The organism is Neobacillus fumarioli NBRC 102428, assembly GCF_001591485.1.
Classification (GTDB): Bacteria; Bacillota; Bacilli; order Bacillales; family Cytobacillaceae; genus Neobacillus; species Neobacillus fumarioli.
The window spans coordinates 1-521 of the sequence record NZ_BCUZ01000280.1 but is presented as its reverse complement, the minus strand read 5'-3'; the positions used below and the strand labels follow the sequence as shown (position 1 = coordinate 521).

Annotated in this window: 1 protein-coding gene; it reads right to left on the bottom strand. The window is 44.9% G+C overall.

Annotation, left to right across the window (positions count from 1 at the left end; all coding sequences use genetic code 11):
* The coding region (locus BFU02S_RS16580; protein ID WP_169797625.1) for a transposase at positions 1 to 215 on the bottom strand (215 nt) is incomplete at its 3' end.
* Between the last annotated feature and the right edge of the window lie 306 nt (positions 216 to 521).

The following is a 521-nucleotide window of genomic DNA, read 5'->3' as shown; positions in this document are numbered from 1 at the left end:
TAAATTCGATTGACGTAGGCATAGAGGATAATTTTTAACATCATTTTGGGATGGTAAGGCGGGCGGCCGCCACCAGGATGAAGAGAAAGAAGGATGTTTGGATTCATCTTTTCTACTGCCAAATCCACAATTCGGCAAAGATGATGTTCGGGGATTAGAACTTCTATATCCATTGGTAGAACTAATTGTCCTGTCGTGGTATAATTTATGTACATAAGAAAATCGTTCCTTTCCGGTAGATTGGTTGTGGTGACTAAATTATACCAAAAAAGAACGATTTTCTTTATTTTTTTGTACAGAGTTGCAAGATTAATTTTTCCACTCTGTTGATTGGAGTGGAAGGCGCGAAGACTCCTGCGGGAGTACGGGGCAGGGGAGACCCCGCAGGAGCGTAAGCGACGAGGAGGCTCCCCGGCACGCCCGCGGAAAGCGAAGCGCCTGGAACGGAATCAACAGACCAGGTTAAAGAACCATTCACAAAAAATGGGTGTCCCTAAAAGCTATACTTTTGGGACACCCTC